Source organism: Lepagella muris (assembly GCF_004793975.1).
In the GTDB taxonomy this organism is placed as follows: Bacteria; Bacteroidota; Bacteroidia; order Bacteroidales; family Muribaculaceae; genus Lepagella; species Lepagella muris.
Window position 1 is genome coordinate 47,354 of record NZ_SRYB01000028.1, and the last position, 19,946, is coordinate 67,299.

Annotated in this window: 18 protein-coding genes; 4 read left to right on the plus strand and 14 right to left on the minus strand. The window is 42.1% G+C overall.

Annotated features, from left to right (window positions below; translation table 11 throughout):
- Positions 1 to 5 precede the first annotated feature (5 nt).
- The 3 genes from E5331_RS15585 to E5331_RS15595 are packed head-to-tail and all read right to left on the minus strand — an operon-like array spanning position 6 to position 1,422.
- Entirely contained in the window at positions 6 to 272 is a 267-nt protein-coding gene (locus E5331_RS15585; RefSeq protein WP_135986239.1) for a DUF3408 domain-containing protein, read from the minus strand.
- On the minus strand, positions 269 to 661 hold the full coding sequence (locus tag E5331_RS15590; protein ID WP_135986237.1) for a DUF3408 domain-containing protein: 393 nt from the start codon (positions 659 to 661) through the stop codon (positions 269 to 271). The genes E5331_RS15585 and E5331_RS15590 overlap by 4 nt, the downstream gene beginning before the upstream one ends.
- A 2-nt stretch (positions 662 to 663) precedes the next feature.
- On the minus strand, positions 664 to 1,422 hold the full coding sequence (locus E5331_RS15595) for a ParA family protein (protein ID WP_135986236.1): 759 nt from the start codon (positions 1,420 to 1,422) through the stop codon (positions 664 to 666).
- A gap of 494 nt (positions 1,423 to 1,916) precedes the next feature.
- Here E5331_RS15595 and E5331_RS20470 point away from each other — a divergent pair, with 494 nt between their 5' ends.
- The 4 genes from E5331_RS20470 to mobC all read left to right on the plus strand — a co-directional run bounded on the left by E5331_RS20470 (position 1,917) and on the right by mobC (position 6,053).
- Positions 1,917 to 2,087, plus strand: coding sequence for a hypothetical protein (locus E5331_RS20470; protein ID WP_168355269.1), 171 nt, complete (start codon positions 1,917 to 1,919; stop codon positions 2,085 to 2,087).
- Between the two features lie 199 nt (positions 2,088 to 2,286).
- Positions 2,287 to 2,715 carry a plasmid mobilization protein gene (locus E5331_RS15600; protein ID WP_135986234.1) on the plus strand — a complete coding sequence of 143 codons (429 nt, stop codon included), beginning with the start codon at positions 2,287 to 2,289 and terminating at the stop codon, positions 2,713 to 2,715.
- The gene (gene mobB, locus E5331_RS15605) at positions 2,694 to 4,031 is read left to right on the plus strand and encodes a conjugal transfer protein MobB (RefSeq protein ID WP_135986232.1); all 1,338 of its coding nucleotides are present in this window, start codon (positions 2,694 to 2,696) and stop codon (positions 4,029 to 4,031) included. Before E5331_RS15600 ends, mobB begins: the two co-directional genes overlap by 22 nt.
- Before the next feature lie 21 nt (positions 4,032 to 4,052).
- Positions 4,053 to 6,053 carry a conjugal transfer protein MobC gene (gene mobC / locus E5331_RS15610; RefSeq protein ID WP_135986230.1) on the plus strand — a complete coding sequence of 667 codons (2,001 nt, stop codon included), beginning with the start codon at positions 4,053 to 4,055 and terminating at the stop codon, positions 6,051 to 6,053.
- Positions 6,054 to 6,128: 75 nt separating this feature from the next.
- On the opposite strand, the gene E5331_RS15615 is transcribed toward mobC, so the two are convergent.
- From E5331_RS15615 to E5331_RS15670, 11 genes are all read right to left on the minus strand, one after another.
- The gene (locus E5331_RS15615) at positions 6,129 to 6,725 is read right to left on the minus strand and encodes an RteC domain-containing protein (RefSeq protein ID WP_135986229.1); all 597 of its coding nucleotides are present in this window, start codon (positions 6,723 to 6,725) and stop codon (positions 6,129 to 6,131) included.
- A 471-nt stretch (positions 6,726 to 7,196) separates the two neighbouring features.
- Entirely contained in the window at positions 7,197 to 8,447 is a 1,251-nt protein-coding gene (locus E5331_RS15620) for a sigma-54-dependent transcriptional regulator (RefSeq protein WP_135986227.1), read from the minus strand.
- Positions 8,448 to 8,616: 169 nt separating this feature from the next.
- Complete coding sequence (locus E5331_RS15625) at positions 8,617 to 9,294, minus strand: hypothetical protein (protein WP_135986225.1); 678 nt, start codon at positions 9,292 to 9,294, stop codon at positions 8,617 to 8,619.
- 1 nt (position 9,295) lies between these two features.
- On the minus strand, positions 9,296 to 9,871 hold the full coding sequence (locus tag E5331_RS15630) for a hypothetical protein (RefSeq protein WP_135986223.1): 576 nt from the start codon (positions 9,869 to 9,871) through the stop codon (positions 9,296 to 9,298).
- A 282-nt stretch (positions 9,872 to 10,153) separates the two neighbouring features.
- Positions 10,154 to 11,698, minus strand: coding sequence for a hypothetical protein (locus E5331_RS15640; protein WP_135986220.1), 1,545 nt, complete (start codon positions 11,696 to 11,698; stop codon positions 10,154 to 10,156).
- Positions 11,699 to 11,787: 89 nt separating this feature from the next.
- Positions 11,788 to 13,899, minus strand: coding sequence for a TonB-dependent receptor (locus tag E5331_RS15645; protein ID WP_136503255.1), 2,112 nt, complete (start codon positions 13,897 to 13,899; stop codon positions 11,788 to 11,790).
- 28 nt (positions 13,900 to 13,927) lie between these two features.
- Complete coding sequence (locus E5331_RS15650; protein WP_135986216.1) at positions 13,928 to 16,120, minus strand: peptidase domain-containing ABC transporter; 2,193 nt, start codon at positions 16,118 to 16,120, stop codon at positions 13,928 to 13,930.
- Positions 16,121 to 16,154: 34 nt separating this feature from the next.
- The gene (locus tag E5331_RS15655; protein ID WP_135986214.1) at positions 16,155 to 17,441 is read right to left on the minus strand and encodes a radical SAM protein; all 1,287 of its coding nucleotides are present in this window, start codon (positions 17,439 to 17,441) and stop codon (positions 16,155 to 16,157) included.
- A gap of 127 nt (positions 17,442 to 17,568) precedes the next feature.
- Entirely contained in the window at positions 17,569 to 17,763 is a 195-nt protein-coding gene (locus E5331_RS15660) for a hypothetical protein (RefSeq protein ID WP_135986212.1), read from the minus strand.
- Positions 17,764 to 17,905: 142 nt separating this feature from the next.
- Positions 17,906 to 18,268: a hypothetical protein gene (locus E5331_RS15665; RefSeq protein ID WP_135986210.1), complete on the minus strand. Its 363-nt coding sequence runs from the start codon at positions 18,266 to 18,268 to the stop codon at positions 17,906 to 17,908.
- Positions 18,269 to 18,930: 662 nt separating this feature from the next.
- Entirely contained in the window at positions 18,931 to 19,707 is a 777-nt protein-coding gene (locus tag E5331_RS15670; protein ID WP_135986208.1) for a hypothetical protein, read from the minus strand.
- Positions 19,708 to 19,946: the final 239 nt, after the last annotated feature.

Sequence of the window (19,946 nt, forward strand, 5' to 3'; positions counted from 1 at the left end):
TTGAGTTACTGTTTGGGGATTTTTAATACGGGCGGATTTGTCAGCATAGCCTTCACCACATCCTCATGGGTGGAAAGATGCCGGCTTATGACATTCTCCACAAAACCGCCGATTGTAGCAGTCTCTACGCCCGATAGATGTATGATCAGCGAGATTTGCCTTGCGGTCTTGTCCGAGATGCGTACCTGACGACCGCCTCCCGGTATGCGGCAAGGTGCAAGGAAAGCATCGCAGTATGCTGTCACATCATCCGCATTGACTTTTTTATTCATATTTCTGCCTTGAATTTTTCTGTTAGTAATCTTGTTATCAGTCCGGAATATTCTTCCAGATGTCTTGCCAGCACATTGTTCACATACTGCGACACGCTTATCTCGTTGTCGCCGATTATGCTCACGATGCGGTTGAGAACCGTGTGTATATCCTTGTGGATAAGCGCTTGCCCCGGTCCCTTGCGGAAATTGAGGCTTTTATTGCGGATATAGGTGTCCATATACCGCTCCTCGTCGCCATTGGATGAAGACTTTGCTTTCTCCTTGTTTTTATCCTCACGCGGCTCTTTCTCCGGCTTTGGTGTGGAGGCGGGCGGGGTCGGCTTGGGGCGCAGCGCATGGAGGAACTGTTCTCCTTGTTCATTGATTTCTTTCTCGTCCAAAGCCATAGTCAGATCCCCATTATGCCCATTATTTCATTCACCACCTCTTCTATGCCGCTCCCTTTCAGGGATGCCTTGTCAGGTGGCAGTATGGTCGAACGGAACACGCTGAACCGCTTTTCACCCTGACCCTCCTTGCGGAACTTGGTGCTGTCTGGAAGCACCGTTTCCATTACGGGTATGCCCAGAGTGCCGATGAACTGCTCGCAAAGGCATTGCAGATCGCTACGCTCACGGGTGGGCACCTTGTTCCAGAGCATATAAAAGCCCTTGATTTTCGACTTCGCGGTCGTGATGAGCGTGTTGTGGACTATGTTCGCGAAGGCTACCGAGGTCTCCATAACCATAGGGTCGGTGGTTATCGGGCAGAACACATAATCCATCTGCGAGATTGTGTTTATCACATAGTTGTTGTTCACCGTTCCTGGCAAGTCGAAGAAAATGATACGCGGAGGGTTCTCCATGGCGGCGTATGACTCCGCCACGGCGAGGGCATCCTCCGGGGTTGACCTCACGATGTCGTATGCACAGCCGTTTCGCGCCTTCCAAGTGCGGAAAACTATCTCGTTCACCTTCCTGCTCTTTTCGGCGAGAATAAAGTCACGGTCACGCAGGTCTGCGAGATTGTTCTGCGGATAGTCGCAGTCGATGGCGATTAGGTCTATTCCCCTGATGAAATAGAGGTAGCTTGCCAGTACCGCCGTAAGTGTCGTTTTGCCGGCTCCACCTTTTTGAGTGGAGACAGCCACATAGAGTGGTTTTGCCATTCAAAAATGATTTAACTGTTAGAAAATTTGTTGTCTGGGGGGAGCACTGATTGCTACATTTCGCTGTCGGCCTGTATTCCGCATAGCATGGAAAGGGATTCATCTCTTGTGAGCTGACCGGTCTTATATCCGAGAGAAATCTCCTTGTGTGGAAGCCATAGGGGGTTGTCTATAAATCTATCGTGTTACAGATACTCATTGATGAATTTGCCGATGGATTTGAAAATTCTTCAATCCGGAAATTGATTGTTCCGGCAATTCACCACTGCATTTGTCCGTTGCCTGATTCTTCAATCAGACGATGCCTTAACCCGTGGCTTCCTTAATAAATTCAATGTTCGATGAGGGAATGAATCAACCGTTTTATGAGCCTTTGAATTGACCGGCTCATCAGTCCGTTTTTCCATCAATTCCTCTGCAAAGTAACGCTCAAATTTTCTAATTTCCTAACAATCCGAGGGTTGTGGAGTATGTTGACTAATGGTTGACTGATTGTGACTAATCCGGGTATGGTGTGCGGACGCAAAATTGGCTGTAACTTTGCAGTGTCGGGAACATACCTGTATATCCGCATATCCCCGGACATGGAAATCCGGCTGTTTTCAGCAACACGCAAGGCATATTTTTCGGTAATGACCGGCACCGATTCCTATGCTGTCGATTGAAAGCCGATTTTTTAGGCAAAGGGAGTTTCACATGAAACCTGCAAGGTATGTGTTCCGCTGCAAACAATTAAAATTGCAGCACAACACCCTTGCGGTTGACACCGGGGGGAGCCGCTCCGAAGTCGCACTCCCCTGAACTTGGAACCTGCGGTGCACACAGGCCTGTTTCCGGCACAAGTCACTAAAATCTCCAAATTTTATGAATCAGAAAAATTACAGAAACGCAGGGAGGCATCCCAAACTTGATCCTACGGTGTACCGCTGTTCGGTCAACTTCAACGCCGTGGAGCAGTCGCAGCTTCAGGCGATGCACGAGAAATCGGGGGTGGAATCATTGTCCGCCTTCATCAAATTGCAGCTTTTCGGAAAGCCGTTCAAGGTATTCTATGTTGATGAGAACTCCAGAATCTTCATCGACAGGCTTTCCGACTTCAACGCAATGTACCGCACCATCGGAATAACCTACGACCGTGCGGTAAGAGAACTGGAGGGCCACAACACATCCTCTCGCTCGTCCGCCATGCTCCGTGAGCTTGTCAAAGTGACAGGCGAGCTTGTGAAAGTGAGCCACCGCATCGTTGAACTCGCCGAAAAATTCGATGCCGAATGGTTGCAAAAATATCGTTAGGTAACTCGCTGTATCGTGCGCTCTGCTACAACGGGGAGAAAATCAACAAGGAGAACGGCAGGCTGCTTGCCACAAACAAGATCTACAACGATGGCACGGGAAAGGTAAACATCAACCGCGCCTATCAGGATTTCAGAAGCTGGATGCCAACCTCCACGCGCACGGAGCGGCCGATGGTGCATATCTCCCTCAATCCGCATCCCGACGACCGTTTGAGCGATGTGGAATACACCGAACTCGCCCGCGAGTATATGGAAAGGATGGGCTTCGGCGATATGCCTTATATGGTTTATAAGCACATGGACATAGACCGCCACCATATACATATCGTAGCGCTCCGAGTCGATACCGACGGAAGATGTGTGTCTGACAAAAATAACTTCTACCGCAGCAAGGATATATGCCGCGATCTGGAGAAGAAATACAATCTGCGCTCATCCGAACGGCAGAAAATCACCCCGGATATGCCGATAAGGAAAATAAACCCTTCAGGCGACATCAAGCGGCAGCTTGCCAACACGGTGAAGATGGTAGGTATGCGCTACAGGTTCCAGACCATCGGCGAGTACAACGCAATTCTCTCATTATATAATGTGAGGTGTGAGCCGACCGACGGAAAGGTAAACGGACGCGAGTACCACGGGCTTGTCTATTTCGCCACCGATGACAGCGGCGCGACAATTGCGACACCTTTCAAATCCTCCCGTCTCGGCAAGTTCGCCGGACGTGATGCCATCGAGCAGAGGTTTCTCCGGGCGAAAGAAAAGGTGGACCCGAAGAAGACAAGGGCGATAGTTGCTCCTGTGCTTGCCGCCTGCACCGGCAAGGATGATTTCATATCTCGTCTTAAAGAGGCGAGGATTGATGTGGTGTTCCGCTATACCGACGAGGGCAGGATTTATGGTGTCACATTCATAGACCATAACAACCTCGCCGTGTTGAACGGTTCCCGTCTTGGCAAGGAGTTCTCTGCAAACGCTTTGGAAAACAGATTCAACAGTCAGGAACAGCAGCCGGCGCAGCCGATTGCCGAAATTCAGCGGCCACAAGCAGATAACACAGCAACTGAGGATACGCGGCAGTCACAAACCGATACCTCACGACAGCCGGAACATGATGAAACGCCGCCTCATGCCTCCGATTCAGCGCAGTCGCAGAGTTACAGGCCGCAAAGCCCCAACGACTATGACAATGCCCCGACGCTTCCCGGTCTTGACCTTTTCCAAGTTGGGCCCGGCTTCAACGCCGAGGAAGAAGCCTTCTACCGCGAGATGCAGCGGCGCAAGAAGAAAAAGCGTCGCGGCCCCAAATTGTAAAACCATTAACACCCAAACAAAATGTCACAACAAGAAGATGATCTCAGGGCATTGGCTAAGATTATGGACCTGCTCCGCGGTCTGAGCATAATCCTTGTGGTTGCTAATATCTATTGGTTCTGCCATGACCTTATCGGTAACTGGCGGTTTGACCCGGAGACGATGAAGGTTCTCCGAAATTTCAATGAAAGCGGACTGTTCAGCTCTCCGTGGAATTCTAAATGGTGGACGCTCCTGTTCCTCAGCCTCTCATGCTTCGGCACAAAGGGCGTGAAGAACGAGAAAATACAATGGATCCATATCTGGATTTTTCTCTCGGCAGGAGCGGCACTTTTCTTTCTAAACTGGTGGATGCCGGGTATCGGCTGGCACCTGTGCTACATATTCACAACCGTCATAGGCTACATCCTTATGCTTATCGGAGGAGTGTATATGAGCCGAATGTTGAAGAACAACATGATGGACGACCGCTTCAACAACGAGAACGAATCTTTCCAACAGGAAACGGAGCTTTTGGACAACGAGTATTCGGTAAATCTGCCCACTAAGTTCTACTACCGTAAGCGATGGAACAAGGGTTGGGTGAATGTAGTGAACCCGTTTCGCGCCACGATAGTCCTCGGCACTCCAGGCTCCGGCAAGTCGTATGCCGTGGTGAACAGCTTTATCCGCCAGCAGATAGCCAAAGCCTATTCGATGTATGTCTATGACTACAAGTATGCCGACCTATCAATAATAGCCTACAACCAGATGCTCCGTAACAAAGGAAAGTATATTGAGAAGTACGGTGTCGCGCCTAAATTCTATGTCATAAACTTTGACGATCCGAGGCGCAGCCACAGGTGCAACCCCATACATCCGGCGTTCATGACCGATATATCGGACGCATACGAATCGGCATACACCATACTCTTGAATCTTAACAAAACGTGGGTGCAGAAGCAGGGCGATTTCTTCGTCGAGTCTCCGATTATTCTCTTGGCGGCTATAATCTGGTATCTCCGGCTGTATGAGGATGGCAGATATTGTACCTTCCCCCATGCCATAGAGTTCCTATGTCGCCCTTATGAGGATATTTTTCCTATTCTTACATCATACCCTGAACTGGAGAACTATCTCTCGCCGTTCATGGACGCATGGCTGGGCGGCGCGGCGGAGCAGCTTATGGGGCAGATTGCATCGGCGAAAATCCCGCTTACCCGCATGATTTCGCCTCAGTTGTACTGGGTTATGTCAGACAGCGAGTTTACACTTGACATCAACAATCCGAAAGCTCCTAAAATACTATGCATAGGCAACAATCCCGACCGTCAGAACATCTACGGGGCGGCACTCGGACTGTACAATTCCCGCATCGTGAAGCTGATCAACAAGAAGGGGATGATAAAGTCCTCAGTGATAATTGACGAGCTCCCCACGATATACTTCAAGGGGCTGGACAATCTCATAGCCACGGCGCGAAGCAACAAGGTTGCCGTGTGTCTCGGCTTTCAGGATTTCTCCCAGTTGGAGCGCGACTATGGAAAGCCGGAGGCGGCAGTGGTGATGAATACCGTGGGCAATATCTTTTCCGGGCAGGTGGTAGGCTCCACCGCCAAGACGCTTTCTGAGCGTTTCGGAAAGGTTCTCCAGAAGCGGCAGTCGATTTCGATTAACAGGAATGATGTATCAACCTCTTTCAACACTCAGATGGATTCACTAATACCTGCGAGCAAAATCTCCACGCTCACGCAAGGAATGTTTGTAGGGGCTGTATGCGATAACTTCAACGAGCGCATAGACCAGAAAATCTTTCACGCCGAGATTGTGGTTGACAATGATACCGTGGCGGCTGAGACAAAGGTTTATAAGCCTATCCCCGTAATCCATGAGTTTGTAGACAACGAGGGCAACGACTGTATGGATGCTTGTATCAAAGCCAACTACGACCGCATCAAGGCGGAGGTGAGGATGATTGTCAGTTCTGAAAAACAGCGGATTGCCTCTGACCCGGCGCTGTGCCATCTGCTCAACAACAAGTGAGAAATTCTCCCCCCATATACAAGGCGACCCCGGCAGCAATGTCGGGGTCGTGTGTTTCATATATGTAGCAAGCGGTTACTTCCCGGATTTTTCGATGTCGCGTTCTATCTTGGCGAGGAACACATCGCGGAGCTTGTCGATGAAGTCTGAATAGCTTTTCTTGGAGCGGTATTTCATATCAGCATAGCAGGTGTGGGCATATGCCTCGCTTATCTCCATTCCGAAGAAAGCGGCGAGTCCTGATATTACTTCGTATATGCTTACGCCTGTGTTGTTGTATGCCGCCTCGTGTATTGCTCTGCCGAGCTGCACTATGTCGGCTTTGCTGAGTTTCCCTTTTATGGCGAGTGATCTCAGTGCCGAGTTGTCTTTCTTGGTCGGAAGCGGCGGATGGGTTATCATCAGGCGTACATGCTCAATCATGCGACCGAGAAAGGAGATTGCGTGGTGGATGAATTTGGAGATTTCAGTGGCGACCGTCTGGAGTAATAATTGCAGTTCCTCCTGAACGTAGGATAGGGAGAAGTGGACATCATGCCAGATTACATCCGGCGCATAACACATCGCTGTTGTGGTTTCCTTAAACTCCGACAGCGAGATGCCCATAAGATCATGCCTCCCCTCCCTGACGTGGGCGAAGAATGATGATTGCAGAAGTATTAAGTGCTTCATATAGTTTGTTTTAATGTTTTATTTAGAATCACAGTGATAAGAACTATAAAACAAACCGGATGGATTATTTGAGGAATGTTAAAATATGGAAGTTGTTGATAATATGCGTATTAGGGTATTTGTTTAACGGTGTGTTAAAAAAGCGATTCAATCGGCAAACGCCTAATCCATTGGCGGATGCCTAAAAAATAGGCAAGATTGTGCAAGATAAAGTATAAAAATAGCGCACGTTTTACGCTATACTAATGGCGGCTCTGGTAATGCCGTGAACGATATAGGCAAACGTACGCTATGCGAGTGCATAGCATAAGTTCGTACCTATAGTGTCGTTCAATGTCAATTTACCAGATTTCCATCAGAACTATAGAGAATCTTATGTTATGTATTAGATTGTAATGACCGACTCTACGGTCATTTGTATTTACATTTTCAATGCAAAATTACGAATTTTTCACGGATTGACCAATTCGCTTATTTGAAATTTATGTCAATACCGTATTTCTTAATCTTGTTCTGGAGGGTATTACGGTTGATTTTCAGCAAGTCCGCTGCTTCCTTGCGCCGACCTCCCGTTTGTGTCAAGGCAGCGATGATGCGGTTCCTCTCGTCACCGTCATCCCTTAGAGCGAACCGTGGAGGAGGTCCGTTTCCGGGATTGTCAAAGTCCAGATCCTTTGCTGTTATCACATCTTGGGTTGCCTCGATTGCCGCTATCCTCACGGCATTTTTCAGCTCCCTTATATTGCCCGGCCAATCATAGACAAGCAGTTTCTTTTTCGACGGATTATCAAACCCGGTTATCTCCAGCTTGAGCTCCTCTGAATACAGGTCTAAGAAAAACTCTGCCAAAGGGATGATGTCGTCACGGGTGTCCCTTAACGGCGGTAGCGTGATAACGTATTGTGACAGTTTGTAATGAAGAAACGAACCGAACTTGACTATCTCTGAATTGGTATGCAGTTTCTTGTCTGCGATACTGATGAATCGGATGTCATATTTCTCGGTCTTCAATATCTCTGATATGATATTCAGTATATCGGGACTAATGAAATGGAAATGGTCGATGATGAGGGTGCCTCCGATTGATTTCCTCAACATCAGTTTCAGGTCCTCATAAATACTCGCAGCATCGAAATACTGGTGCTGAAGGACGAGGGCATCTATGATGGCGCAGGGTTTGTATTTTCGGTCGCTCTGACGGTAGATTTCCTCCGCGAGCGGCTCCTTGCCGACTCCGTTTTCTCCGACTATAAGGATGTTGAGATTTGTACGTGCTATCTTCCTTACCTTTTCCAATATCAGACGGTATTCCTCGCTTTGACGGGGAAATATCGGATTCTCCGGAGTAGTCAATGTGTTTTCGGCCGCGTACTTTTGAACTGTCTCAACCAGCGTTTTGTCGAGTGCCTTATATTGGATGATGTCGATTGCCCTGTGTCCGCGTAAAATCTCGTGTATCTGTGTAGCGTTATAACCGTCAATGATTCCTATTGCAGGATGATTTATGCCGTGCAGTTTCAACCAATCAATGAAATCCGTCGCGGTACCGTCGTTAAGGCGCATTGCCGTGACGATGACCGCGCCGGGTGGTAACTTCGCCGCCTCCGTTTTCCCGCTCTCGAAGCTCTCCACACAAACTGGGTCATATCCCGCCTTCATAAGAAGATTGGACATGACCCTGCTATCGGATACGGAGGCATCTACAATCAAAATCTTGTTCATTGCTTTGATTCTTTAGTCTTTTAAACATTATATAATAATATCTTTTAACAACAGCTCCCGACATCTCGCCGGGAGCTGTTGGAAATGCTATTAAATCTTTTCTACACACCAAATCAATATTGGATGTTTATTCCGCCATTGTTAAATTTAAACCTTTTCAAAAACATATCTACAACTTATATCCAAAGGAGATGAATATACTATGGCTTAATTCTCTTCGAGGAACATAGAATTTTATATTATTTCCCAATATTACATTTCGCCTGCAGGAATAATAATCAAAGTTGGAAATACCATAACCAACACCTAAAATGAATCGGTCAAAGGAAAAGTTAATATTAAATCTACTATTCCAATAAAACCAATTTAAACCATTATTCTTAAATTCCCTATATGCAATAGTTGTCCCCATATTCCCATTAAATTCTCTAATTTCATATGTAAGGGAGTTGCTAAATGGGCAAGCAAGGCTGATTCCTGCTGATGTTTGTAACCATAGATGCATATCATCACAAGTATTCAACCATAAGTCTGGTGTTCTGAGTATAATGGCAGGCTTGAAAACTATCCATCCTATATTTCGCTCATTATTCGTTAATTCGGCCTCATGTCCATCTATTATAGCTTGTCGGTTTGGTTGGTTATATTGTCTGGTAAGCTCGATGCCAAAAGAAATTCCCGAAAGTTTATGAAAATGCCATAACATTTCAGGCTCAATGATCCAAGCTTGCTCATTTGCATAAATACCTCCATGGACATTTGCGGAAAATCGATTAGGCACATTATCTCCTTTGAGTTCAAGAAAACAAATGCCTAAAACGAAAATGGATAATAGCAACTTCTTCATTCTATTTATGAATTTTTTTTGGTCGACCGCCCAAGACAAAACCTACTGCAATACTAAAATTATTATACCCCTTTCTGCAGATATTGAACTGTCCTGTAATCCTTATGTGCCTAATAATTTCAACGCCAACACGTGGTGCAAACAGCATAGAGACACCTTTTGACGGAAAATATCTATCTCCGACAACATCATTGAAAGCAACCCCTAAAGCACATCCAAAAAATGGATTAAAAATTCGACCTTGACGAATATTATAGTTAGTTAAAGCGGCAAATGAAAGGGTGCGATTAGTTTGCCACCTGTCATAGTTATCGCTATAGAGATGATTATATCCATGTCTGGCTGTGGAAAGGGCAATCATAAGACCGCAGTCCCATTTGGTGTTAGGGAAATTATAACGACCTTCAATACCAAAGGCTCCACTGATTTGAGTATTACTTCTATGATAGGATTCCAAAGGGAGTGTCAATCCTCCGAATATTTCTCCTTCAAATCGTTGGACCAACAGTTCAGAAGCGGTTACACTTATTGGCATAACCAATGCTAAGACCATTAGATAATATACGATTCTATTCATATTGATATCAATTAGTTGGATAAAAGATGTAACATTATACTTTCTCCGTTTGAGTACGGATATGGCATAAAACATAGAACAAGTAATAATATTAAGAAAATAGCTACTATCACAACTGTACCCCATCTAACAAGAGAGGATGGAACTTCGCCTAAAAGTTTTTGTACTTTCTCAGAGCGCAATTCTATATCATTGTTCTTTCGTTTAGTTTTCATTTGATTGTTAGTAAGGTTTAGTAGTCATATACTAAAAAGTATATGACTACTAAACGGTTGTTGTTTTCTATTTATCACTATTCTTAGTTATACGTGCGGCGAGCCATTTACCATCGTATTTAATGGCGCCAAATACCACACCTCTGTATAACTCAACACCATCATTACCACTAAATGCAACTTTTACAAGCTTAATGCTTGATCCAAGTGAGAAGCCGAACTCATAAGTGCCGGGGAACCATTTTGCATAGAATTTAGTTTCCACTGATTTCTTTTTTGTATGACCTTCAGAATACGGACCATATATTACATATGTGTCCTTATTGTTAAAAGCCATGAGTCCGGCTCGACTTTTATCATTATTAATAAGCCCTTTTACCATTCCGGTTGCCTTGTTCCATGCGAAATTCAAACCAGCGTTAAATGCCTTATTTAAATCATTGGTTGTGAAATCGTAATTTACATAAGGAATGGTAAATAGTAGTACGTTATTTTTCCCGTAAGGAAACGGATTCCATGCATGTGTCGGATATTCGTTCTTGTTATTAAACGGATTAGTAAATTTAGGTAGAGATGGCTGTGGCATTGTGTATTTTATAGTCACTGTTTCCCATCCTTGAACCATTTCTTGAGCCTTGATATTCCACCAAATACCACAGACTTTTTTCTGCATTTTAAGTTTAGTCCCAATATTTGCATATACAATGTAATTTTGGTCATAGAAATTCATAGTAAGTTTTTTCTTTTTATTGAATTTCTTAATAGCAACTACATTTCGTCCCCAGATTCCAGTCCAAGTGCGATGAAGCCAGTTGCCATCGCCTTTATCATAGTAATTTATGTCACGAATGTCATTCATAGGTATTACAGTTCCGTTGCTGAGTGTTATGCCATTAGAAGAAGACGTGCCTGTTGTATTACCTCCATTTGATGATCCTCCACCGGATGAATTTCCGCCGGTTGAACCTCCGCCGGTGTAACCGCCACCGCCACCATCAACAAGTCGGTCCTCAAACTGAACAAGTTGGTACTGAATCGGTCTGAAATCGACATTTGATGCGACCCTCATTGGCTGTCCTTCATTTTCGGGAGTAACCTGAATAGTAGATGTTACCGATTCGATAGATCTTAAATCAGCAGCATGGGAGACATCAGTATATGCAACTCCATTGGGAACATATTTGTAAACCGTCTGTCCAACCTGAATTTCTCTATCGGCATTAAGAAGTTGTGCAAACTGAATGTCTGCAATTACAGAGTCTGACGGACAAAACTCCAACTCTTCTTCGTCATTCGCTATTGAATCCAATTGAATAGGAGTCAACGATGCTATGACTTTTTGACGATTTGCCTCAACCAGAGAAACAAATGCCTCCTCATTGTTTGAGAGTGTAGCCGATGAAACGGCACGACTAGCAGGTTGAATACCATCGCCCATTTGGGCAATGAGCAGTTCGATTTCTTCGGGAGATGATGCAACAATTCTTTGCATACCCTCCTGCACGTTTTGAGGATTCTCAGCCGGTATATTTTCCTGCTCCGGCTGAATGACATTATCCTGACATGCTGTCAAGATAGCCACTCCCGCTAAAAGAAAAATAAATTTCTTCATCTTTCTAAGATTTAAAATGTTAACAATATGGTTTATTATAATTAAGTTATTGATTTTGTTGCCGTACTTAAATTTCGATACAATGAATGTTATTTCAAGATTGCGGAGGCTGCGCCTGACTGTTCACCTATTTCATTGCCGCGTTGTACTTTCTTTCCATAGCCGAATGTGTAAGTGGCTGTGAAGTTTATGCGAGGGTGTGATGATGTGCCGATAATCGTCTGACGCTCGTTATAATATGGTGAAACTGTTGTGTTGGTCGCACCGTCCCAGCCTTTATTGAAGAAGTTGGCTGCCATTACGCGCAGATTCCAATTGGCGTTTGCCCAACCGAAAGTCACACTATGGAAATTCCGATCTTTATTTATCCGGGGAGAAGCAGTAAACATGCTTTTCTTAGGACTCTCGTAATAGGCTTGAAAATAGAAGCTGTCGAGATAATAGCTTGCCTGAGCCGTAACCCGGAACGAATTGCAGTTATCGTCGAAAATGCCGGTTGATTTGTAGAATGATTGACTGGGATTGACGTAGAGCTGGAGTTTTCCGTTGAGTAGTTTCCAGTTGGCAGCCAATCCAATCTCACCGTTGAGATAATCACCGTCGTTGATATATGACCGTAACAGGGCTTTCCCATCCTGATATGGTGTATAGACAAGCAACTGACGGTCATACATACCAAAATAGCGTCCGTAGGCACTCATGCCGAAAGCATTTGACGGCATCCAAGTATATGCGAGGTTTACTGTTGTGTGTCTACAATTGTCCAATAATGGATTGCCGGTAATATACATAAGTTCATTCTCTCGGAGTAAATCTGAAGATTTCTCCGATATGCCGGGGCTGTTTGTAGCATACTGGAAATAGGCGGAGAAACTGTTTCGCTGATTCGGGACGTATCGCACATTTATGTGTGTGAACGGATACGTGTCACTGTTCGTCTTACCATTTATATCGCTGTTTTCCCATGCGAAACCGGCATCAAGGTTAACTGATATTTTCTGTGTCTGGAAATTATAGCCGACCATTCCTGCGGCAAACGCGTTATGGAATTTGTCCCTATATCCGTTGTCGTCGGTGTATTCAAGACGGTTGATGTTGTCACCACCATTGCCTCCTAACATTACGGAATGTTTTTGCCCAAAACTTTTTCGGATATACAAATTCAGACGATAGTTGTAAGCATCCTCTTTAGCATGGCGGTATATCGTGGGCTGAGATGATGCCGCGTAATCGGTATAGTCATTGCCGTGGGTATAGTTGAACGACGGCGAGAAATCAATCGAAAATTCCTTTGGTAAAGCGAAGAAATATGTTCCTGAATAAGCGACAGAATTGGAACGGTTCGGATTCTTTCTGCCAAAAGAATATCCCTGAGCTGAATTTGGCGAATACTCCAGTTTGCCGGAATATTCATTGGTTGGCACGCCTAAGTTTGTAAACGCAAGCAGATTGCGTATCTGAATCTTGTTGCTGTTGTAGGTGGCGCGGAAAGTAACGGGATATTGATTCTGCTTATAGTGTGATGATTCAAGAGTCTCCTTGCGTGTTACGGAATATTCCTTACCGTCGTTATCAGTAAGACGGTAGATGCCCTCAGTCGTGTTGCCAATATGATGGTTGTTCCAGTTATTGGCACCGGCATACAGGTCGTATGTCATCTTCTTGTAAGTGAACTTCGAGAAGAAGTTGACACGGCTCGACAGACCCACAAGGAAATTTTCATTTGCTGTGATTTTGGTATAACCGCCGTAAGCGTATTCCTGCACTATGATATTGATTACTCTCTCTGCTCCACGAAAACGAGGGTCGGTAGGAAATTCCAGATATTCCACACGCCTCACATCCGCTGTGCGCAGTCCCTCCATTTCCTCTTTTGAGGCTTCAAGGAAGTTGATGTAAATGGCTACGTTGCCGCCGACATTGTCTGTCACGGTCTCATCAATCGGATTTATCCTTATTTGGGGAATAGCCATCTGCCGGAGAAGATCCACTGCATTTTGAGCCGCATTCTTCTGCTTACCCGTAGGTGTATATGTTGACTTTGCTGACGAGGTGCGTTGCATCTGCGCTTGCACAACTACTTCATTCAGCTCTTGTGTCTTTAACGTGTCGGCATGTTCCTGAGCATACGATGATAAAAAGATTGTCATAGGCACAAAAACAGATACCATTATCCTTTTTACAAATATTGGGTGATTCATATTTATTATTGGGGTTAGAGTTTATAATTTAGTTTCCTAATTCAAGCTGGTTTTTAATGAGTTTATAGTATGCCCCTTTTCTCTTTATAAGAGTTGCATGGTTCCCAGATTCAACGACCTTTCCGTCATCGAGGACTATAATCTGATCTGCGTTCTTGACAGTAGATAGACGATGAGCAACAACAACTACAGTTCTTCCTTTGTAAAACTCATCAAGATTTTCGACAATGGCACGCTCATTCTTTGCATCGAGGGCATTTGTCGCTTCATCGAGAAAGATGAAATCAGGATTCTTATATACAGCTCGTGCAATCAATATACGTTGTTTCTGACCTTGACTCAATCCTACACCATCGCGTCCGATTATCGTGTTGTATTTCAGTGGTAGACTCATTATATAATCATGGATATTGGCAATCCTTGCTGATTCTTCAAGTCGCTCCACAGCAATCTCGCCGTCATCGACTGCTATGTTTCGGGCAATTGACTCTGAAAATATGACACCATCCTGCATTACAACTCCACAATGACGTCGCCACCATTTGATATTATATTCTCTTATGTTTCTCCCTGCGATAGAAATCGAGCCTGAGATTACCGGATAGTAACCAAGCATCAGCTTTATCAACGTGGTCTTCCCACTTCCTGAAGCACCGACAATTGCAGTCACTTTCCCTTCTGGAATATAAAAGGAAACATCTGTTAGGGTCTTTTTAATGGCATGGGGATCATACATGAAATTGACACTGGACAGTGTTAGAGATTTTTCTGTATTAAATTCGGACACTTGATTTTCATTAATCTCTTCATTCTTACCTTCATGTATTTCATTTATTCGTTCAAGGGAAATTTTGACATCCTGCAATGAGTATATAAAAGACATTAATTGCTCTACTGGAGAGTTGAGTTGTCCTATTATATATTGAATTGCGAGCATTGCTCCCAATGTCATCTGTCCATTGATTACAGCTGTGGCTGCTAATACTGTTATGATTATGTTCTTGACCTCGTTTAAAAAGATTGAACCAGCCTCCTGAGTCTGTTGAAGTTTTAGCGACTTCATCTGTACAGTGAATAGGTCTGCTTGAGTATCTTCCCATTCCCATCGACGACGTTGTTCACAATCCTGCAATTTGATCTCCTGCATAGATGTGATGAACTGATAAGTTTTATTTTGATTCTTTGCCTGCTGCTCGAACAGTTCATAATCAAGAACCTTACGTCTTTTTAGAAAAGACGTTATCCAAACTCCATATAAAACACTACCTGTTGCAAAGACTCCAAATATCAAAGGATTGTAGATAAGCAGAACGATACCGAATATGATGAAACTTAGAAATGTGAAGATTACGTTAAGAACTTGTCCAGTGAGGAAGTTTTGTACGCGGGAGTGGTCTCCAATCCGTTGTAAAAGATCACCCATAAGCTTAGTGTCGAAAAATGACATGGGTAATTTTAGTAACTTTATGAAAAAGTCACTTACAAGAGAAATGTTAATGCGGATAGATATATGAAGGAGTAACCAACGTCGAATGAAATCAGTTGCTGTGCGCCCAATCACAATCATCAGCTCTCCTAACAAAATAAGCCAGATAAATTTAATATCGTTATTCCGTATGCCAATGTCTACAATAGCTTGGGTCAAAAACGGAAAAATCAACTGGAGTAAACAACCAAGAATTAATCCAGCTATAATCTGAATAAAATATTTTTTGTACTGAATCAAATAATTCGATAGAAATCGAAATGATCGCTTTTTGGGTGAATATGCAGTAGAATCACATATAAATTGTTCATTGGGTTCCAAAAACATAGCTATTCCTTTAGTATTAGAATCGCTGCAATCTGAAGATTTCCAATGATTTTCAAATTCAAGAATATCATAATTTATTAATCCTTTTGCGGGATCCGCAATATAAAATTTTGATTTATTCTTTACTTTATATAGAACTACAAAATGATTCTGATTCCAATGTAAAATAGCCGGAAGATTTTCATCATCCAAGTCTTCAATATCCACATTTCCTATAAATGTAGTAAACCCAATTTGTTTTGCAGCATTACTCATGCCAAATATTGAGACGCCCTCTACGGTAGGCGCACATAATTTGTCAAGAAGTTGCATGTCAATTTTTTTGCCATAAAAACGGCAAATCATATTTAGGCATGCAACGCCACAGCCCATAGAGTCTTGTTGAGCAATAAATTTAAATTTAGCCATTCTACAAATTGGTTTTATATAACAATCTGCAATTCTATTGATTCTGAACGTTGTGTTTAATCATATTAATCAAACTCTGCTCAAATTCCATATCTTGATTTTCTATCTTGCAATAAGAGTGTCCTTGTGCAAAATCTCTTGGGCATATTCCCATGCACACTGGTAAATATTTACATTTCAGACATCTCTCATTTTTAAATGATGGTTGACAATATTTTTTATCAAAATCATTTATCCATTCAATTTGACCTGTTCCTGAAATATATCCTTTTGATTTATCCTCATACAAATCATTACATGCAGTACATTTTACTGTAGAGCCATTATAGTTAACAGCACAATAGTATTTTTTATTTGCATAGCATGGGATGAAGTTTGTAACGGCATCAAACCATGACACTTTATAACCATTTTCTTCAAATAAAGTTAGCAATTCAACTCTATTCACATAGGAACTTTTGTCTATAGCTTCCTGCCATACCTTTTTTAGCGATATAACAACAGATTGACGATTCGCTGGAGTTATGAATGAATTTACCTGATTTACAATATTATACGTTAAATTCGTATGAGTGTAATTTATTCGCAAAATCATTTCTACATCCTTATTCTGCGTCAATATATTGTTTATATTGGTAAGAACATGATTGAATGTAGACGAACATCCTTTTTGAAATTTTACCTTATCATGAAATTCTCGGTTTCCATCAATCGTTATTTGAAATCGTCTAAATTTCAATTTATCCAATTGTGGTAGAATTTTACTTGTCAAATAAAATCCATTTGTAGTCGCAGAATTAAAGAATGGTATTTTAGCCTCGTTACAAATTGAAATCGCATATTCGGAAATGGGTCTGATTACTTTGTCAAAGTAAAGGAAAGGCTCACCCCCAAACCATTCAATATGTAGAGTATCAAGATCCAGATTCTCAATAACGTATTTTATATGTCTTTTGACTAATGATATTACCTCCTCGGTCATTAAAGAAGGTATATGGTCTTGAATGCAGTACCAGCACTTAAAATTACAATTAAGTGTTGGTAGAATGACCATATAATAGTCTTTTTTATTGATTGCTTTAGTGTTCTCGTTTATTACAAGCTCCAATTCGTTCACTCCGTCTTCAACGATAAAGCCTCCAGCTTGCAACTTGTCATATAGTTTTCTTGGCAGCTGAGATATGGCTGCTGGAGATTTTAGTATTTCTTTTATTTTATTGCCTAAATCTAAAGGCAATAAGAAATACTGATGAGAAAACCCATTATACCAATAGGAGTATTCATCATCCGTGATAATATAGTTATATATGCTTGACTTCATATTGATTGATTTAAATCAGAGGGCAGATGACGAATTTAATTATTGAATATGTCAATTATATTCAATGATGATTGTCAAAAATGCCCCCTGATTGCTAGTTCATAGCTCCGATCTTACAGTAGATACATTATACATGATAGAATCCGGAGGACTGTTGTGTCTGTTGCCCTGTGGATGGCTGTAAAACCACTGTACATGCACAGCCAGTGGCATTATTGGGGCATTGATTCTGAATGGTCTGAGCTTCTGCTTGACCACCTCTCACTTCAAGAGCTTCTAAAACAGAAAGCTCTTTGGCTGAAAACATTAATTCTTTCTTCATTGTCGTTAAAGAAAATAATACTCCTACTCGTGTCACTTTTCGGATTCCGCGCCTGTTATACAGTCTGGTCTGTGGGATTATTGTCGACTCTAATCTTTTCTACTTGATAATAAATGTCTTAGATTTTCAGTATGGTGTATAGTTAGGCCATAATAGTCGCTGTGGCATACCAGTTATCTGATTCAATTCTGATATAAAATACCGAATTGTCGACTCCTGAAACATACAGTATATCATCCAACGAAGTTGATGATTCTATAAGGTTGCCGTTCATGTCATATATGACAACTGTTGCATCACAATCCATTGAACTAATAATTTCAATACTTTGAGAAGCCGAGTCATAGATTATGTCTATTGTTGGAAGGCGAACCGGAGTTCTTTCACGGCCATTCATAATCGATTCGTGATTCCATTTATACACTTCTGCACGGGTTTGACCTGCGTATGCAGACATTGTAAAAAGGGAAATTGTTATCCCGATGATGAGCATTAATTTCTTCATACCATTGTTGTTTTTTGATTTGGTATCGCAAAATTACATCGAGAAAAGTTTGCAAACAAGAGAAAAAGTTTGACGGTCAAACTTTTTAATTAGCTATATATCAATGTATTATAAAATGGGGGGGGTGGTTTTTAATATTTATAAAATCCAAAAGTTTGACACTCCACCCATTTTTGCCTATTTTGACACCAAAGCAGAGTAATGTAACAAATCAATTGCATGGCGTTCTTTTGAATGGAGAAAAGAATAACTGCTCCTGTAGGATATTTTGCAAGAAACAATATCTAAGAAGAACTTTGCTCCGTTTGTTGATCTTTCGTTCAACAAAAGAATTATTCTTTTTGTATATTAAATCTTGCTTAACTCACTGATGTAACATCCCTTTCCGAATATTTTGAGATTAAAGTTGCCCATTCACTAATCGCCAATTGATTAAGAGTGTCGTTTATGTCTTCTTTAACCGACATATAAGCCAGTTGGTATTGAGAATATAATATTCCATTATGAAGATTACAAAAAGATATATATCTTGCTAAGAGACATCTTATTAAGAATATATTATCCTCTCTTTCTTGGCTATGTTGGCAAATAATAAAACGACCTCTTGATTATAAGAAGTCGTTTTTATGGAGTTTACTTTGTATATTCTCGTAAAAAAGAATCTATAGTTTCTTCATAAGATTTCGTATATGAAGCCCCAAATTTGTATCATCTTCCTTGAGGCCAAGTTTCTTACGAATATCCGTACTGGTATGGTAGTGCCGTTTTATTTGGATATATTCACCAATTTCTTTCCCCCTTAATCCTATAGCATATAAACATACATAGTTCAATTCAGACTCAGTGAGACCATGGTCTTCTAGATATTTCATGAAAGCTGGATGTGAAGCCCTAAAAGCAAGACGAGTGGAGTTCATAAAACTTTTCCGGTCCTCTGTGATTTGGTTTATCCATATATCGTATGGTTTTGAGTAAGTATCATTATCCGAAATTTTAGCGGCTAACAAACCATTTAAAATATCGCTACGTTCCTTTATTGCGTCCAAGACCGGTTTTGACAGCTTCGCTTCAGTCAGCAATTCTTTTAGATGCTCACCCTCTGATTCAAGTTGCGAAATCTTTAACCGCATATTTTCCGCAGCAAGATTTTTCTTCTCAATTTCCAGTTCCGCATTATGCTTGTCAGATTCAAGTTGAGATATCTTTAATTTCATATTTTCAGTTGCGAGATTCTGTTTTTCACACTCCAACTGTGCGTTATGTCTTTCGAGTTCAAGAACAGAGTTCTGTTTTTGCAGATTTTCGTTTTCAAGTTGGAGTCGCGACTGTTCCTGTTCTGAGATAATCCGCTTGATCTTTCCTAAACGAAGTTGGTAATAAATAATACAGATAACGATAATGAGAATTAAAAGTACACATAATCCTAACCAGATTTGCATATTCTTACGTTGAATAGAATAAAGATGATTAATCTTTATTTCATGAAGTTCTTGAGCGACAGTCGTTTTTTGTGAATATATTTTTGAGTTTTCAGATTCGACGGTTGAATGGAATTTTTTATATGCATCAAGAGCTTTCTCATATTCCCCGGCTGCTTCTAAAACCTCTGGTTTAATGGAAATGTAAGTAGTTTCTAAAAATTAATGTACATATGTTGGCACGGTTTTTGCAGTATGGT

Coding starts and splice junctions, on each gene's coding strand:
- E5331_RS15585 (WP_135986239.1), bottom strand. CDS start 272: ATGAATAAAAAAGTCAATGCGGATGATGTGACAGCATACTGCGATGCT.
- E5331_RS15590 (WP_135986237.1), bottom strand. CDS start 661: ATGGCTTTGGACGAGAAAGAAATCAATGAACAAGGAGAACAGTTCCTC.
- E5331_RS15595 (WP_135986236.1), bottom strand. CDS start 1,422: ATGGCAAAACCACTCTATGTGGCTGTCTCCACTCAAAAAGGTGGAGCC.
- E5331_RS15600 (WP_135986234.1), top strand. CDS start 2,287: ATGAATCAGAAAAATTACAGAAACGCAGGGAGGCATCCCAAACTTGAT.
- mobB (WP_135986232.1), top strand. CDS start 2,694: ATGGTTGCAAAAATATCGTTAGGTAACTCGCTGTATCGTGCGCTCTGC.
- mobC (WP_135986230.1), top strand. CDS start 4,053: ATGTCACAACAAGAAGATGATCTCAGGGCATTGGCTAAGATTATGGAC.
- E5331_RS15615 (WP_135986229.1), bottom strand. CDS start 6,725: ATGAAGCACTTAATACTTCTGCAATCATCATTCTTCGCCCACGTCAGG.
- E5331_RS15620 (WP_135986227.1), bottom strand. CDS start 8,447: ATGAACAAGATTTTGATTGTAGATGCCTCCGTATCCGATAGCAGGGTC.
- E5331_RS15625 (WP_135986225.1), bottom strand. CDS start 9,294: ATGAAGAAGTTGCTATTATCCATTTTCGTTTTAGGCATTTGTTTTCTT.
- E5331_RS15630 (WP_135986223.1), bottom strand. CDS start 9,871: ATGAATAGAATCGTATATTATCTAATGGTCTTAGCATTGGTTATGCCA.
- E5331_RS15640 (WP_135986220.1), bottom strand. CDS start 11,698: ATGAAGAAATTTATTTTTCTTTTAGCGGGAGTGGCTATCTTGACAGCA.
- E5331_RS15645 (WP_136503255.1), bottom strand. CDS start 13,899: ATGAATCACCCAATATTTGTAAAAAGGATAATGGTATCTGTTTTTGTG.
- E5331_RS15650 (WP_135986216.1), bottom strand. CDS start 16,120: ATGGCTAAATTTAAATTTATTGCTCAACAAGACTCTATGGGCTGTGGC.
- E5331_RS15655 (WP_135986214.1), bottom strand. CDS start 17,441: ATGAAGTCAAGCATATATAACTATATTATCACGGATGATGAATACTCC.
- E5331_RS15660 (WP_135986212.1), bottom strand. CDS start 17,763: ATGAAGAAAGAATTAATGTTTTCAGCCAAAGAGCTTTCTGTTTTAGAA.
- E5331_RS15665 (WP_135986210.1), bottom strand. CDS start 18,268: ATGAAGAAATTAATGCTCATCATCGGGATAACAATTTCCCTTTTTACA.
- E5331_RS15670 (WP_135986208.1), bottom strand. CDS start 19,707: ATGCAAATCTGGTTAGGATTATGTGTACTTTTAATTCTCATTATCGTT.